General features: G+C 60.6%; 12 protein-coding genes and 1 pseudogene. 7 read left to right on the forward strand and 6 right to left on the reverse strand.

The features are described from left to right. Positions 1-101: 101 nt before the first annotated feature. Both IFT47_RS15730 and IFT47_RS15735 read right to left on the reverse strand, forming a co-directional pair. Positions 102-734 carry a TetR family transcriptional regulator gene (locus IFT47_RS15730; protein ID WP_192171470.1) on the reverse strand — a complete coding sequence of 211 codons (633 nt, stop codon included), beginning with the start codon at positions 732-734 and terminating at the stop codon, positions 102-104. A 250-nt stretch (positions 735-984) separates the two neighbouring features. After that, entirely contained in the window at positions 985-1,206 is a 222-nt protein-coding gene (locus IFT47_RS15735) for a hypothetical protein (protein WP_122533791.1), read from the reverse strand. A 315-nt stretch (positions 1,207-1,521) separates the two neighbouring features. Between IFT47_RS15735 and IFT47_RS15740 the strand changes: the two genes are divergently transcribed. Continuing rightward, positions 1,522-3,591 (forward strand): AsmA family protein, encoded by a 2,070-nt coding sequence (locus IFT47_RS15740; RefSeq protein ID WP_192171067.1) that lies wholly within the window; start codon positions 1,522-1,524, stop codon positions 3,589-3,591. Between the two features lie 329 nt (positions 3,592-3,920). Here IFT47_RS15740 and IFT47_RS15745 read toward each other — a convergent pair whose 3' ends face one another. Next, the gene (locus IFT47_RS15745) at positions 3,921-4,454 is read right to left on the reverse strand and encodes a ferritin-like domain-containing protein (RefSeq protein WP_192171066.1); all 534 of its coding nucleotides are present in this window, start codon (positions 4,452-4,454) and stop codon (positions 3,921-3,923) included. Between the two features lie 289 nt (positions 4,455-4,743). Continuing rightward, the gene (gene osmE, locus IFT47_RS15750; protein ID WP_192171065.1) at positions 4,744-5,082 is read right to left on the reverse strand and encodes an osmotically-inducible lipoprotein OsmE; all 339 of its coding nucleotides are present in this window, start codon (positions 5,080-5,082) and stop codon (positions 4,744-4,746) included. Positions 5,083-5,256: 174 nt separating this feature from the next. Here osmE and IFT47_RS27635 point away from each other — a divergent pair. Together IFT47_RS27635 and IFT47_RS15755 are read left to right on the forward strand one after the other, a co-directional pair. Further along, positions 5,257-5,456 (forward strand): annotated as a pseudogene (locus IFT47_RS27635) (triacylglycerol lipase); the annotation flags it as partial. Positions 5,457-5,514: 58 nt separating this feature from the next. Beyond that, positions 5,515-5,751: a hypothetical protein gene (locus IFT47_RS15755; protein ID WP_037015625.1), complete on the forward strand. Its 237-nt coding sequence runs from the start codon at positions 5,515-5,517 to the stop codon at positions 5,749-5,751. A gap of 26 nt (positions 5,752-5,777) precedes the next feature. Here the strand turns inward: IFT47_RS15755 and IFT47_RS15760 are convergent, their stop codons facing one another. Next, positions 5,778-6,662, reverse strand: a complete 885-nt coding sequence (locus tag IFT47_RS15760; protein WP_192171064.1) for a DMT family transporter — start codon at positions 6,660-6,662, stop codon at positions 5,778-5,780. Positions 6,663-6,813: 151 nt separating this feature from the next. Between IFT47_RS15760 and IFT47_RS15765 the strand changes: the two genes are divergently transcribed. After that, positions 6,814-7,104: a PsiF family protein gene (locus IFT47_RS15765; RefSeq protein ID WP_192171063.1), complete on the forward strand. Its 291-nt coding sequence runs from the start codon at positions 6,814-6,816 to the stop codon at positions 7,102-7,104. Between the two features lie 188 nt (positions 7,105-7,292). After that, the gene (locus IFT47_RS15770; protein ID WP_133774480.1) at positions 7,293-8,303 is read left to right on the forward strand and encodes an AI-2E family transporter; all 1,011 of its coding nucleotides are present in this window, start codon (positions 7,293-7,295) and stop codon (positions 8,301-8,303) included. 968 nt (positions 8,304-9,271) lie between these two features. Here IFT47_RS15770 and IFT47_RS15775 read toward each other — a convergent pair. Continuing rightward, the gene (locus IFT47_RS15775; RefSeq protein WP_192171062.1) at positions 9,272-10,537 is read right to left on the reverse strand and encodes an Hsp70 family protein; all 1,266 of its coding nucleotides are present in this window, start codon (positions 10,535-10,537) and stop codon (positions 9,272-9,274) included. Positions 10,538-10,831: 294 nt separating this feature from the next. Here IFT47_RS15775 and cbpA point away from each other — a divergent pair, with 294 nt between their 5' ends. Both cbpA and IFT47_RS15785 read left to right on the forward strand, forming a co-directional pair. Continuing rightward, the gene (cbpA, locus tag IFT47_RS15780) at positions 10,832-11,791 is read left to right on the forward strand and encodes a curved DNA-binding protein (protein ID WP_192171061.1); all 960 of its coding nucleotides are present in this window, start codon (positions 10,832-10,834) and stop codon (positions 11,789-11,791) included. A gap of 2 nt (positions 11,792-11,793) precedes the next feature. Continuing rightward, positions 11,794-12,090, forward strand: coding sequence for a chaperone modulator CbpM (locus tag IFT47_RS15785; RefSeq protein ID WP_192171060.1), 297 nt, complete (start codon positions 11,794-11,796; stop codon positions 12,088-12,090). Positions 12,091-12,304: the final 214 nt, after the last annotated feature.

A 12,304-nucleotide genomic window follows, 5' to 3' on the forward strand; every position in this document is an offset into this window, starting at 1 on the left:
GCTATCGGATGCGCCTTATCGGTGCATCAGTCGCAGCAACGCACTTCGGTGGTGCGGGGTGAAGGGTTTGGGCGTAATGCAGAGCCGTGAAGCGTCGCGGGTCACTCGGTGCTGCCCAGTCCCTGCCAGCGCTTGGCGCCGATAAAGATGAAGCGCAGTTGCTGGGTGATTTTCGCGCGCGGGGTCAGGTGTGCGGCCAACGCCGGGGGCGGCGGGTCGATCAGCTCGGGGAGCATGGCGAACACGCTCTTGACCACAAGGTCGGCCATGACCGAGAGGTCGTCGGTGTTCAGGTGCTGGAATTTGGGCATCGACGCCAGGTCGGTCGCAAGGTCGGCGATGATGCCTTCGCGCAGTGCACCAAGCGCCTGACGCACTTTCAACGAGCCGCCGTATTGCTCGCGCGCCAGAAACAGAAACTGCGAGCGGTTGGCGGCCACGACATCCAGAAAGATGCGGATAGAGGCGTCGATGATGCCGCTGTCGATGTTGTGGTTGTGGCGCACGCGGCGGATGGTTTCACGGAAGGTCTGGCCGACTTCGCTGACCAGCGCCAGGCCCAGGTGGTCCATGTCATCGAAATGCCGGTAGAAACCGGTGGGCACGATGCCGGCGGTTTTCGCCACTTCGCGCAGGCTCAGGCTGCCAAAACCACGTCCGCTCTCCATCAGGCCCCGGGCTGCATCGAGCAGGGCATGGCGGGTCTGCTGTTTCTGTTCGGCGCGGGGCAGCATGGGGCGTGTATCTGATGAAGGCATGGGCCGCAACTCTAGCAAATGCGTTTGCGTGGCGTCGAACCCGGTTTCACGTCGGGCAATAAAAAGCCCGGCGATCAAGGCCGGGCGGTTCTCGCGCTTATGCTGGCGGATTGAGGGTGCTCAAACCGGCCTCTTCCCGGCTAAAGCCGGTCCCACTAATCCAGCGCCGCGTTGTTTCTGTAGGACCGGCTTTAGCGGGGAAGCTTTTCGATGCAACGGGTAAGAATCAGGAAACGCGCTGGTACTGCTGAATCAGGCGATCAGGGCCGTTGTCGGCAACGCGCTGGTATTGATTGATCAATCGATCCGGGCCGTCCTGCGCAACGGTCGGCAAACCGGAATGCTGCGTCGCCTTCGCTTCGCCAAGGATCGCTTGTTCGCTGGCAGGCATCGCAAACGCGCTCGAGGCAAGTAGGGAAAGGGTCAGGGCAATCAATTGGCGTTTCATGGAAGGATGCTCGGGTGTAAAGGGTTGTGTGAACGTGCTGGCGATTTTACCGCTGACCTGTGGATAAAGAAGTTCAGCGGGCTGATGGTGACCATCGACAGAAATGATGCGGCTGCGGACCCCTTGCCGGGCGGGCTTCTCAGCGCGTTTCGGATCAACAGTGGCGATCGTCTGGACGTACGGTATGGGCGGGGGGCGGAACTTTTCTGACCCTGAATACAGATTTCATCAAACCCACGCGGCTTTTCTCAGTCGAACCGTTACGACGTACGAGACGCGCCCTGGACGGCGCGTCGGTTTTGGGGAGATGACGCAATGACGCGAGGCCGTAAAATTTTCGCCTGGACAGCCGCAATCCTGCTGCTGTTGCTGGTGATTCTGATCATTGTGATCGCCACGTTCGACTGGAACCGGCTCAAGCCGACCATCAATGAAAAGGTGTCTGCAGAACTGCATCGCCCCTTCGCCATCAACGGCAATCTGGCCGTGAGCTGGCACCGTGAGCCCGACGAAGGCGGCTGGCGCGCCTGGGTGCCGTGGCCGCATATGTCGGCGGAAGACATCGCATTCGGCAACCCGGAATGGTCGAAGACGCCGCAGATGGTCACGCTCAAGCGCGTCGATCTGCGCTTGTCTCCCTTGCCGCTGCTGGCCCAGCGCGTGGTCATTCCACGTATCAACCTGACCGAGCCCAATGCGAAAATTGAGCGTCTGGCCGATGGCCGCGCCAACTGGGTGTTCGATCTGCCCAAGAGCGACCCGAACGCCAAACCCTCGAGCTGGGTGGTGGACATCGGCTCGATCGGCTTCGACAAAGGCTTCGTGAGCTACAACGACCAGAAGATCAACACGGCGGTCGACGTGGTCATCGACCCGCTGGGCAAGCCGATTCCCTACAGCGACATCGTCGGCAGCAGCGAGGCGAAGAAGGTCCAGGACAAGGGCGCTTCGGCTCAGGACTACGCTTTCGGCTTTAGCGCCAAAGGCCAGTACCACGGCCAGAAACTCAACGGCAGCGGCAAAGTGGGTGGGCTGTTGGCGCTGAAAGACGCCGCGCTGCCGTTCCCGGTACAGGCCGACGTCAGTGCGGGCGCCTTGCGTGTCGCCGTCGCGGGCACCGTGACCGATCCGCAGAACCTCGGTGAACTGGACCTGCGCCTGAAACTGTCCGGCGACAGCCTCAGCAACCTGTATCCGCTGACCGGCGTGACCCTGCCGGATTCCCCACCGTACGCCACCGATGGCCGCCTCGTCGCCAAACTGCATGACCCGGCCGGTGCGTCGTTTCAGTACAAGGGTTTCAACGGCAAGATCGGTGACAGCGATATCCACGGCGATCTCGGCTTCGTGGCGAGCGAACCGCGTCCCAAGCTGACCGGCGCGCTGGTGTCCAATCAGTTGCTGATGACTGACCTCAAGCCGCTGATCGGCGCCGATTCCAACGCCGAGCAGAAGACCCGCGGCGGCGAGAGCAAACAGCCGACAGGCAAAGTGCTGCCGGTCGAGGAGTTCAAGACCGACCGCTGGGCTGCCATGGACGCCGACGTTGAATTCACCGGCAAGCGCATCGTGCAGAGCGCCGACCTGCCGTTCACTGATCTCTACACCCATGTAGTGCTCAACGATGGCGTACTGAGCCTGCAGCCGCTGCGCTTCGGTGTCGCCGGCGGCAAGCTCGACGCCGATATCAAACTGAACGGCCATACCCAGCCGCTGGAAGGCCGCGCCAAGTTGTCGGCTCGCGGCTTCAAGCTCAAGCAGCTGTTCCCGACCTTCGAACCGATGAAAACCAGCTTTGGTGAGCTCAACGGTGATGCCGATCTCAGTGGCCGCGGCAACTCGGTCGCTGCCTTGCTGGGCACCTCCAACGGCGAGCTGAAAATGCTGGTGAACGACGGCGCTGTCAGCCGTGGCCTGATGGAGATTGCCGGGCTGAACGTGGGTAACTACGTGGTCGGCAAGCTGTTTGGCGACAAGGACGTGAAGATCAACTGCGCGGCCACTGATGTGGGCTTCAAGGACGGCCTGGCGAGCACCAAGGTGTTCGTGTTCGATACCGAGAACGCGATCATTTACGTCGACGGCACGGCGAACCTGAAGACCGAGCAACTGGACATGAAGATCACGCCTGAATCGAAAGGCTTCCGGGTCTTCTCCCTGCGTTCGCCGCTGTACGTGCGCGGGCCGTTCAGCAAGCCCAATGCGGGTGTGGAGTCGGGTCCGCTGTTGCTGCGTGGCGCGGGAATGGTGCTGCTGGGCGCGGCAGTGGGGCCGGCGGCGGGATTGCTGGCACTCGTAGCGCCGAGCAGCGGGGACGCGCCTAACCAGTGCACCGCGTTGCTGGAGCAGATGCGCTCGGGCAAGGCGCCGAAAACGGTGAAGTGAGTTCGGCACAGGATTCTGTGCCTTCTTCTCTTCCACAATATGCCCGGCTTCGGCGCGGGCTTGCGTTGTACCCGGTCCTGTCGGAGTGAGCTTGCTTGCGAAGGCGGCATCACGGCCGCCTGAAATGGGTCGGATGTGCGGGCCTCTTCGCGAGCAAGCTCGCTCCCACATAACCGGGTTCGGCGCCTGATTCAGCGTCTGGTTGATCTGGCCCTTGTGGGAGCGAGCTTGCTCGCGAATAGCTCGGTATACCCTAAACATCCCGCCTGAAAGTTATCCACAAAAAAGCCAGGGCATGTGCCCTGGCTTTTTGCATTGCGTGTTGCGTATCAGAGGCCGTCGAGCAGGTCGGCCATGTCGTCGGCGTGCTCCTCTTCCTGCGCCAGGATCTCTTCAAAGATGCGGCGGGTGGTTGGATCTTGGTCGCCGATGTACTGAATGATTTCGCGATAGCTGTCGATCGCGATGCGCTCGGCCACCAGGTCTTCAGTGATCATCTCTTTCAGCGTGTTGCCGGCCACATATTGCGCGTGGGAATTCTTGCTCAGCATGTCCGGATTGAATTCCGGCTCGCCGCCCAGCTGCACGATGCGCTCGGCCAGCTTGTCAGCGTGTTCGAGTTCTTGATTGGCATGTTCCAGAAACTCGTCAGCCGCGGCGTGAGACTTGATGCCCTTGGCCATGAAGTAGTGGCGTTTGTAACGCAGGGTGCAGACCAGTTCGGTGGCCAGCGACGAGTTCAGCAAACGCAGGACTTCATCACGATCACCGTTGTAGCCTTCAGTGACGGCGCCGTCTTCGACGTTTTTGCGCGCGCGCTCTCGCAGGGTGGCGACATCGGTCATTGGGTGCAGATTGATCATCAGATTTCTCCAGGGCTGTTCCGGTTTTTTTCCGTCGCGCTCTGTTGCGCCATGCCTGAAGCAGGCGCCCGGCAGGATCGGGGTCTTAAGGTGTGAGTGGTGGGCACTGGCAAAAGTTTGATTTTTGTTGAGGGACTTTTTGACGCGGGGGTTTTTCAGCGTGGGGCAAAGCGGGGCGAGCGTGCTTCAGGACGAATCCCCCGCGATCACGGTAGTGCCGGGCATCCTTGCGATGCACCGGCGTCAGTGACTACGAGCGGACTCATCCATTCAAACCAATCGCGTCAGATCACATGGCGCGTTCGTTGGCGTCACGCTGTTCGCACGTCATGAAGCCCTTGCTGTTGACGCGGCCATTGTTGTCGAAGGTGACGTAGTAAGCCTGCTGATGGCCTTCGCGATTCAGCACGTAGTTGTTGCAAGTGCCGGGGTGGGCGCGACGCTGAACAATTGTCGATGGCGTGCCGCCGATGGTCAGGACTTGTTCCTTGGTCATGCCTTCTTCGACTTGCTTGACCAGCGGCTCATTGCGATAGGTCGCGTAATCAACCGGGTTGGGCAGGGTGGTCGATGCGCAACCAGCCAATGCGGCCATGGAAATCACTACTGCCAGGGATTGCTTGAACATTCGAATCGCTCCGCGAAAAAGGCCATTGTTGGCCCGTTGCTCTTAGGAGCATTGGAGAGGCAAAAGAGTTCGATCAAATTGATGGCGATGGGGCATTACCCGCACCTGTCGCGCTTAGGGGCAATTCCGGGCCATCCTGGGCTGATTGTCGTCAAATCTCACCTGCTGAAAATTGCTCGCACGTTCGCGAAACAGCGAGGTCAATCTGATGGCATGGTCGGGAGATGCAGTTCTCACCTGGTTTAAATCAGCGATGACTACCCGCTCGACCATTTCGACATCGTCAACCAGCACTTCGGTCTGGTGGGCAAGGGAGCCAATCCCTTGGGTGGTTCCTGAAACACGCCGCGCGTCTCAAAGCCGCCGGTCTTTGACTTATTTGGCCGTAGTTCGTGATCAGTCGACCCGTGAGGTCGCGTAGGAAGAGATGCGATGAGCGATAAAGAGCTTTATGAAATCGAGTACACGCTGGCCGGTGAGCACCATGTGGATCTGATTGAAAACCTCGACGTGCCGATCATCGAGGTTGTGCACGAGCTGGCGCTCAAGCACAACGTGGCCGTTGAAGATGACCCCTTCGATACCGGTGAAGACACCATCGGTCTGCCCCATGTGCTGGGCATTACCGATGTGTCGATCCACGCTGCGGAGGATCACGACAAAGCCTGACTGCCGGGTTCATCCGACAGACAGGTTTAATCGATCGCGGCCTTGCGCAGCGGTGTGGTCCAGCGTTCTGCCAGGATCACCCCGCCCAGCGTCAGGGCACCGCCGATAAAGTGATACGACGCCAGCTGCTCGCCCAGCGCGAGCGCGGCAACCAGCGCCGTCAGGATCGGCACCAGGTTGAAAAACAACGTGGTACGGCTGGGTCCGAGGATGGAAATCGCTTTCATCCACAGCAGCGGCGCGAGCATCGAGGTCGGGATGCACGCATAGAGCACCAGCGGAATGTTGCTCGCGTTCAAGCCAGTCTTCGGTGAAATCACGAACAGTGGAAACAGCGCAATGATCGCCACCAGAATCTGCAGGTAGAGCAGCTGCAATGGCGGCATGCGCAACTGCCATTTCTTCAGCAGCGTGCTGTAGGTCGCGTAGGCCAGCGTTGCGACAAGCATCATCACATCGCCGACGTTGATGCCATGGGCAACCAGCAAGCTCCAACTCCCCTGTGACACCACCCATAAGACGCCGGCAAACGACACAATTGCACCGACCAGTGCGCCTGCAGTCAGCCGCGTGCCGAGGCTGGCGATCGACATGCCCAGCGTCATCACCGGCACCAGCGACAGAATGATGCCCATGTTGGTGGCCGTCGTGATATTCGCCGCGTAGTACGCCAGGCTCTGATAAATCGCCATGCCCAGGACGCCCAGCACCACCACTTTGCCAATGATGGGTTTGATCTGCACCCGGTTGCGCAGCACGGGGCCGAGCAGAAACGGCGTGAACAACACCCCCGCCAGCAACCACCGATAGAAGCCGATTTCAGCCGGGAAAATACGCCCTGCGGCGGCCTTGGTGATGACGTTGTTGCCCGCCCAGATCATGACGGTCAGCAGTGGATAAAGGTATTGCATGAGCGAACCGGCTGTTGAATGAGGCGCCATTATCGGCCTGTCAGTCCGCACGTCCAGCGCACGCTGTGCATTTGCAGAAATATGCAGCAACATTCTTTGACTACACTGCTTTGAAAGCCATGCAGGTGCCTGGCGCTTCCGGAGAAAACCGATGACGATGCTGCGTATTCCTCTGCTGGTGTTGGGCCTGCTGCTGAGCGCCCAGGGTTTTGCCGCCACCGCGCAACAAAACAAGATGACCACCTGCAACGCCGATGCCTCGGCCAAATCCCTGAAGGGCGACGAGCGCAAGGCGTTCATGAGCACCTGCCTGAAGGCCACGCCTGCGCCTGCCGCCACTCAGCAGGAGAAGATGAAAACCTGCAACGCCACGGCCAGTACCCAGGCGCTCAAGGGCGATGCGCGCAAGGCATTCATGAGCGATTGTCTTAAAAAGAAATAATTTTCCGAGCCGATTCCAGGCGCTGAAAAGCGGCGCCAGCCCCTGTACTTTCTGCGATTGCGGCCGATGATCTGGCCTGCAATCGCAGCCTCCTTGCGCTTGAGCCCTCAAGGGCTTTCGCGTCGCTGGTTCTCCACTCAGAACGCTGGCAGACTGCCCATCCTTCACGCCGCTCGTTTTGAGGCTGTATGCCAACGTTTACGCCCCGTCAAGTCTATCTGGCCAGTTGCATTCTCGTGTTCGGCGGGTTGCTGCTGGTCCTGCCGCTCAACCTTCTGCCCAGTCTGCTGGCGGGTTTGCTGGTGTATGAGCTGGTCGACATGCTCACGCCGCAGCTGCAACGGCTGATTGCCGGCGAGCGCGCGCGGTGGCTGGCGGTGGCGTTGCTGGGCACTCTGGTGGTGACCGTACTGGCGTTGCTGTTTGCCGGCGCGATCAGCTTTTTGCTGCACGAAGCGGAAAACCCCGGCGCGTCGCTGGATAAATTCATGATTCTAGTGGACCGCGCCCGCGGTCAGCTGCCGCCCTTCATCGACAACTACCTGCCGGCCAGCGCCACCGAGTTTCAGGTGTCGCTCAGCGCCTGGCTGACCAAGCACCTCGGCGAGCTGCAACTGCTCGGCAAGGGCGCGGCGCACATGTTCGTGACGCTGCTGATCGGCATGGTGCTGGGCGCGATCATTGCCTTGCAGCGCATTCCCGATGTCACCAAGCGCAAGCCATTGGCGGCGGCGCTGTTCGAGCGTCTGCACCTGCTGACCCAAGCCTTCCGCAATATCGTCTTCGCGCAAATCAAGATCTCGCTGCTGAACACGGCGTTCACCTCGATCTTCCTGGCGGTGATCCTGCCACTGTGTGGCGTGCACCTGCCGCTGACCAAAACCCTGATTGTGCTGACCTTTCTGCTGGGCCTGCTTCCGGTGGTGGGCAACCTGATGTCCAACACGCTGATCTTTATCGTCGGCATGTCGTTGTCGATCTGGGTGGCGATGGCGGCGTTGGGGTACCTGATCGTGATCCACAAGGTCGAGTATTTCCTCAACGCACGGATCGTCGGCGGGCAGATCAGCGCCAAGTCGTGGGAATTGCTGCTGGCGATGCTGATCTTCGAAGCCGCCTTCGGCCTGCCGGGCGTGGTCGCAGGGCCGATTTATTACGCGTACCTGAAAAGCGAACTGCGCCGGGCGGAGTTGGTATAGCGACTGGTGCTCAACAGATGTGCCCCCTTTTCACCGCTGCACGCGGTCAGTGGGACCGGCTTCAGCCGGGAAGGGGCCGGTTTGTGCACCATAAGATTCGCGGTGTGACACCCGGCGTCTTCCCGGCTAAAGCCAGTCCTACATGTGCACGCGGTGTCTTAGTAGGACCGGCTTCAGCCGGGAAGGGGCCAGTGGGTGAGCCATAAGATTTGCGGCGTGACACCCGGCGTCTTCCCGGCTAAAGCCAGTCCTACAAGTGCATGCGGTCAGTAGGACCGGCTTCAGCCGGGAAGGGGCCGGCTTGTGCACCATAAGATTTGCGGCGTGACACCCGACGCCTTCCCGGCTAAAGCCAGTCCTACATGTGCACGCGGTCAGTGGGACCGGCTTCAGCCGGGAAGGGGCCAGTGGGTGCGCCATAAGATTTGCGGCGTGACGCTTGACGCCTTCCCGGCTAAAGCCAGTCCTACATGTGCACGCGGTCAGTAGGACCGGCTTCAGCCGGGAAGAGGCCAATGGGTGCGCCATAAGATTCGCGGCGTGACGCCCGACGCCTTCCCGGCTAAAGCCAGTCCTACATGTGCACGCGGTCAGTGGGACCGGCTTTAGCCGGGAAGGGGCCGGTTAGTGCACCATAAGATTCGCGGTGTGACACCCGGCGTCTTCCCGGCTAAAGCCAGTCCTACATTTGCACGCGGTGTCTTAGTAGGACCGGCTTCAGCCGGGAAGGGGCCGGTTTGTGCACCATAAGATTTGCGGCGTGACACCCGACGCCTTCCCGGCTAAAGCCAGTCCTACATTTGCATGCGGTGTCTTAGTGGGACCGGCTTCAGCCGGGAAGAGGCCAATGGGTGCGCCATAAGATTCGCGGCGTGACGCCCGGCGTCTTCCCGGCTAAAGCCAGTCCTACAAGTGCATGCGGTCCCACTAAGAGCATGCGGTCCCACTGAGGGCAAGACAGCTGCGAATCAGCCGTAGCGCTTTTTCGCCTCGATCGCCAAACCGCTGCCGATGCTGCCGAAGATGTTGCCTTCGACATGCCGGGCCTTTGGCAGCATGGCGGCGACGCTGTTGCGCAGGGCCGGGATGCCGCTGGAGCCGCCGGTGAAGAACACGGTGTCGACATCGGTCACGCCCACGCCTGCCTGATTCAACAGGTTCGTCACGCTACCGCGCACGCGTTCGAGCAGCGCATCGATGGACGATTCGAACAGCTGCCGCGTCAGGTCGACACTCAAGCCGGGTTCGACGCGGTCCATCGGCACCAGACGGCTGTCCGCTTCGGTCAGCTGGATCTTGGTCTCTTCCACTTCCATCGCCAACCAGTGACCGGCGCGTTGCTCGATCAGCTTGAACAGCCGGTCGATGCCCTGGGTGTCTTCGATGTCATAGCGCATGCTGCCCAGCGCCAGTTGCGACTTTTGCGAATACACCGAGTTGATCGTGTGCCAGGTCGCCAGGTTCATGTGCGTGCTGGTCGGCATGTAGGCGCCGCTTTTCATGCGGCTGCCATAACCAAACAACGGCATCACGCCCTGCAGGCTCAGCTGCTTGTCGAAGTCGGTACCGCCGATGTGCACGCCGCCGGTGGCGAGGATGTCGCTGTGGCGGTCATCGATCAACCGACGCTCCGGGGAAAGACGCACCAGCGAGAAGTCCGACGTACCACCGCCGATGTCGACGATCAGCACCAGCTCTTCACGGTCCAGGGTCGACTCGTAGTCGAACGCCGCCGCAATCGGCTCGAACTGAAAGGAAACGTCCTTGAAGCCGATCTTGCGCGCCACGTCGGCCAAGGTGTCTTCGGCCTCTTGATCGGCGGCAGCGTCGTCATCGACGAAATGCACCGGCCGGCCCAGCACCACTTGCTCGAAGGAATGACCGGCCGAGGCTTCGGCGCGTCTCTTGAGTTCGCCGATGAATAGCCCGAGCAGGTCCTTGAACGGCATCGCCGTACCGAGCACGCTGGTGTCGTGCTTGATCAGCTTGGAACCCAGCAGGCTCTTGAGCGAGCGCATCAGGCGGCCTTCGTAGCCCTCGAGGTATTCGTGAAGGGCGAGGCGACCGTAGACCGGGCGGCGCTCTTCGATATTGAAAAACACCACCGAAGGCAGCGTGATCTTGCCGTCCTCCAGCGCGATGAGCGTTTCCGCTCCGGGACGCAGCCAGCCGACCGTGGAGTTGGACGTGCCGAAATCGATGCCAAGGGCACGGGCCGGGGATGGAGTGCTCATCTGCTTTGCATACCAGTCAAAAAACGGCCGCGCAGTGTATGCGAGTGCGCGCCGGATGCGTAGCGCGAAACGTCGGTTTATCAGCCGCTGGGCATCTATTTCGCGCGCGTGTCTTGAACTGCGGCCCCGAGCCCCAATCTAGCAGGCAACTCTTAATGCTTTTGGCCGGTCTGGACAGCGTTTCATTTCGCGCGACTGCGTGCCGATAACCTTGCAACGTTCAACGCTGCCAGCGTTCACATGTGAAACGCGGTGCGGACTGGGCTGGATATTCCAGAATTGGGTGACCGTCAGATGGACTTCAAAGACTATTACAAGATCCTTGGCGTAGAGCCGACGGCGGACGAGAAGACAATCAAGACCGCCTATCGCAAGCTCGCGCGCAAGTATCATCCCGACGTCAGCAAAGAGCCTGGCGCGGAAGACAAATTCAAAGAGGCTTCCGAGGCGTATGAAGCGCTGAGCGATCCGGAAAAGCGCGCCGAATACGACGAGATCCGCAAATACGGCAGTCAGGGCCGGTTCCAGCCGCCGCCTGGCTGGCAGGGCCGTGGCGGCGCGGGCGCAGGGCCGGGTTTTGGCGGCGGCGGCTTCGAGGACGGAGATTTTTCCGACTTCTTCAGCTCTATCTTCGGCAATCGTGGTGGTCAGCAAGGCGGTCGGGCGCAGAGTCCGGGGCGTCGAGGGCAGGATGTGGAGATGGAACTGGCGGTGTTTCTGGAGGAGACGCTCTCCACCGAGTCCAAGCAGATCAGCTTCAAGGTGCCGCAGCACAGCGCCAACGGCCAACGCATGGCGGACATCACCAAGACGCTGAACGTGAAGATCCCGGCGGGCGTCACCGATGGCGAGCGCATCCGCTTGAAAGGGCAGGGTGCTCCCGGCGTGGCCGGTGGCGAGAAGGGCGATCTCTATCTGATCATCCGTCTGGCGCCGCACCCGATGTTCGACGTCGAGGGCCACGACTTGATCATCACGGTGCCGATCGCGCCTTGGGAAGCGGCGCTGGGCACCAAGGTCGCCGTTCCGACACTGACCGGCAAGATCAATCTGACCATCCGCCCGGACAGTCAGAACGGCCAGCGGCTACGGGTCAAAGGCAATGGTCTGTTGAACAAGCAAGGCCAGCGCGGCGATCTGTACGCACAACTGAAAATCGTCATGCCCAAATCCACCGATGAGGCTACCAAAGCGCTGTGGGAGAAGCTGGCCGAGCAGGCCGCGTTCAATCCGAGGGCTCAATGGAGTAACTGATCATGAGCAACACCCTGGTCATCGACATGCAGGAGTTCTGTCAGGTGGTCGACCTGCCGGCCGCCTTCGTCATCGAGATTGTCGAACATGGCATTCTCGAACCCCAGGGAAGGCAGCCGGACGAATGGCTGTTCGACAGCGCGGCGCTGTCGATTGCCAAACGCGCGGTCAAATTGCATTACGAATTGCAGCTGGAATGGGACGGCGTCGCCCTGGCGCTGAACCTGCTCGACGAGCTTGAACACGTGAGGGCCGAAAACCGCATGCTCAGGCAGCGGTTGGGGCGGTTTTTCGACTGACAGGCTGGCCTGAAAGGCGGTGTGGGAGCGAGCTTGCTCGCGAAGAGGCCTTCTCATTCGTTACATCTTCGGCGGCAGGAATGCCGCCTTCGTGAGCAAGCTCACTCCCACAAGTGCTGCGTTTCTGCCAGATTGAAGTGGTCAACTTTTTCCGGACACCTCAATCGGTGATTGTCAGACCGCTTGCCGCTCGTACTGATTGGGCGTCATGTTG

The organism is Pseudomonas sp. CFBP 13711 (assembly GCF_014842265.1).
GTDB lineage: Bacteria > Pseudomonadota > Gammaproteobacteria > Pseudomonadales > Pseudomonadaceae > Aquipseudomonas.

Coding starts and splice junctions, on each gene's coding strand:
- IFT47_RS15735 (WP_122533791.1), bottom strand. CDS start 1,206: ATGAAACGCCAATTGATTGCCCTGACCCTTTCCCTACTTGCCTCGAGC.
- IFT47_RS15745 (WP_192171066.1), bottom strand. CDS start 4,454: ATGATCAATCTGCACCCAATGACCGATGTCGCCACCCTGCGAGAGCGC.
- IFT47_RS15765 (WP_192171063.1), top strand. CDS start 6,814: ATGACGATGCTGCGTATTCCTCTGCTGGTGTTGGGCCTGCTGCTGAGC.
- IFT47_RS15740 (WP_192171067.1), top strand. CDS start 1,522: ATGACGCGAGGCCGTAAAATTTTCGCCTGGACAGCCGCAATCCTGCTG.
- cbpA (WP_192171061.1), top strand. CDS start 10,832: ATGGACTTCAAAGACTATTACAAGATCCTTGGCGTAGAGCCGACGGCG.
- IFT47_RS15770 (WP_133774480.1), top strand. CDS start 7,293: ATGCCAACGTTTACGCCCCGTCAAGTCTATCTGGCCAGTTGCATTCTC.
- IFT47_RS15785 (WP_192171060.1), top strand. CDS start 11,794: ATGAGCAACACCCTGGTCATCGACATGCAGGAGTTCTGTCAGGTGGTC.
- osmE (WP_192171065.1), bottom strand. CDS start 5,082: ATGTTCAAGCAATCCCTGGCAGTAGTGATTTCCATGGCCGCATTGGCT.
- IFT47_RS15760 (WP_192171064.1), bottom strand. CDS start 6,662: ATGCAATACCTTTATCCACTGCTGACCGTCATGATCTGGGCGGGCAAC.
- IFT47_RS15775 (WP_192171062.1), bottom strand. CDS start 10,537: ATGAGCACTCCATCCCCGGCCCGTGCCCTTGGCATCGATTTCGGCACG.
- IFT47_RS15730 (WP_192171470.1), bottom strand. CDS start 734: ATGCTGCCCCGCGCCGAACAGAAACAGCAGACCCGCCATGCCCTGCTC.
- IFT47_RS15755 (WP_037015625.1), top strand. CDS start 5,515: ATGAGCGATAAAGAGCTTTATGAAATCGAGTACACGCTGGCCGGTGAG.